Source organism: Mesorhizobium sp. M2A.F.Ca.ET.067.02.1.1, assembly GCF_004023285.1.
GTDB lineage: Bacteria > Pseudomonadota > Alphaproteobacteria > Rhizobiales > Rhizobiaceae > Mesorhizobium.
On sequence record NZ_RZSB01000883.1, the window covers coordinates 1 to 2,222 of the forward strand.

Consider the following 2,222-nt stretch of genomic DNA (forward strand, 5'->3'; position numbering starts at 1 on the left):
GTTGCGACCTCATGCGCGTCGTATTCAGAGGGCTCGCCGCAAGGATTTCCGCATAAGCTGCGGCCGAACGATGGACGATCCCGGAAGCCGATGGCCAAGAAGTTCGCATTTCTCCTGGTGCGCGATTTCACGCTCTCGCCGCTGTCGCTGTTCATCGACACGCTGCGGCTCGCCGGCGACGAGGGCGACCGCAGCCGCCGGGTCGAGTTCGACTGGGAGATCGTTGGCGAGCGCGGCCTGCCGATCCGCGCCAGCTGTGGCGTCGAATTGCTGCCGACCAAGGCGATCGGCAATCCGGAGGATTTCGACAATGTCGTGGTGGTCGGCGGCCTGCTCGACACCAGCCGCAGGCTGAGTTCGGAAAAGGAGGCGTTCCTGATGCGCGCCGCCGAAAAGGGCGTGCCGCTGACCGCCCTCTGCACCGGCAGCTTCGTTTTGGCGCGCTACGGATTGCTCGACGGTTACAGCGCCGCGGTCAGCTGGTTCCACATCAAGGATTTCCGCGCCGAGTTCCCCGATGTGAGCGCCCATGCCGACAGCCTCTATTCCGTCGATCGCGGCCGCGCCACCTGCGCTGGCGGCACCGGTGCCGCCGACCTCGCTGGCTATTTCGTCTCGCAATTCATCGGCCAGAAGGCGGCCGAGAAGGCGGCCAAGATCCTGGTGCTCGACCGCATCCGCTCCAGCCGCGACGTGCAACCGGTCGGCGATCTCTTCCCTGCGGCCGCCAGCCGCGCGGTGAAGCGGGCGCTGCTCCTGATGGAGAGCAATTTGCAGGAAACGCTCTCGGTCGCCGAGATCGCCGCCAGGATGAACTGCTCGCGCCGCCAGCTCGAGCGCCTGTTCGGCGCCGAGCTCGGCATCGGCCCGATGGCCGCCTACCTGGCGCTGCGGGTGCACTACGCAAAGTCGCTGCTGGAAGGCAGCGACCTCGCCATCGGCGAGATCGCCTATCGCTGCGGCTTCCCCAATGCCGGCCATTTCAGCCGCGTCTTCCGCCAGCAGACCGGCATCACGCCGACCCATCTGAGGCACCCGAACCGGACAGTGGCGAATGACGTTGCCAGGTAGCGGTGCCAAGTAGCGGGCCCTGTGCACGATCTCGGTAAAGCGGGCAACTCCGCCGGTGTCCAGGCCAATGCCGGCCGGTTGCTACGTTACCGCGACAACCTTTCCCGTTGCGCCAAGGCGACACAGGACTTTCGCTTGTCGCACTTGGACGCCACCTCGGAGCGCATAATTTATTCGCACCTCGATCGGCGCCGCCAGACCGGCTTTGCGTTGGCGCATCGGACCGGCGCTGACCGCGTATACGCGCACGGCGCCAAGGGGCGTCGCGGCCGACACGATCGCCGCACGGCACGCGCTCACGACGTTGGTCGGCGTGCCTGGCTTCGCTTTCAGCGATAACAGGGGCGCAAAAGGATAGCCCGCTGTGGATCGCCCAAACTCGCCGGCACCGTTGCTCGAGGGCTTGAGGGTGGATGGCAGGCCGATCGCGGTTGTTGCGCTTTTGGTAGAGAGAACGGTGGGGTCGTCGGGGGGCGCGGCGACCGTGGTGCCTGACGTTGCTGTGCCGGCACCTGTTGAAACGCCCGCGCTTGCGCTGTCTGGAGCACTGCCAACCGAAACGCCCGCGCCGACTGACCCTGTGTCAGCCTTCGCGGACGCGCCGACACTCGTCCCACCTGCGCTCGCCGACGCACCAACGCTTACGCCTCCTGTGCCCGCTGACGCGCCAACACTTGCGCCGCCCGCACCGCCGAAACTTGCCCCCACCCCTGCGGAAACACCTTGCGATCCGGCGCTCACTCCAGCGCCAACGCCAACGCCGCCGACCTTGCCGCTACCACCGACATCAAGGGCCGCCGCCGGTCCGGTAGCGACTGCTATCATCATGGCGACTGCCACGTATTTGCCCATTTCGGGACCCTCCTGCGGCATGCGTTCGTGCTAACCCAATTGTGCTCCTGGCGATGGTCATCGAGGCGGGGGCGGCAGCAAGGCGTCGGGGAGCGTAATCGTCGTCTCCACCAGATCCCGTTTCGGTGATCCTGGCATCTTCGCTTTGATCTTGCCCTGCAAGCCTGTTTGACGGACAAGTTTGCCATCCTGGCCGGCGAGGGAAACTGCGGCGGAACGCGTGGCGCGCTCTGTTTGCTCTGTGCGGCACGCACCTTGCGCGTTGGCCAGTTCGATCGCCTTTCGCGCAGCGGTAGGGG

At 66.2% G+C, this 2,222-nt stretch carries 2 protein-coding genes; one reads left to right on the forward strand and one right to left on the reverse strand.

Going from position 1 to position 2,222, the window contains the following annotated elements; translation table 11 throughout:
• Window positions 1-90 precede the first annotated feature (90 nt).
• Window positions 91-1,071: a GlxA family transcriptional regulator gene (locus EOA28_RS33200; RefSeq protein ID WP_127249934.1), complete on the forward strand. Its 981-nt coding sequence runs from the start codon at window positions 91-93 to the stop codon at window positions 1,069-1,071.
• A gap of 909 nt (window positions 1,072-1,980) precedes the next feature.
• On the opposite strand, the gene EOA28_RS39730 is transcribed toward EOA28_RS33200, so the two are convergent.
• On the reverse strand, window positions 1,981-2,222 hold a 242-nt coding region (locus EOA28_RS39730), incomplete at its 5' end, for a hypothetical protein (protein WP_210214989.1).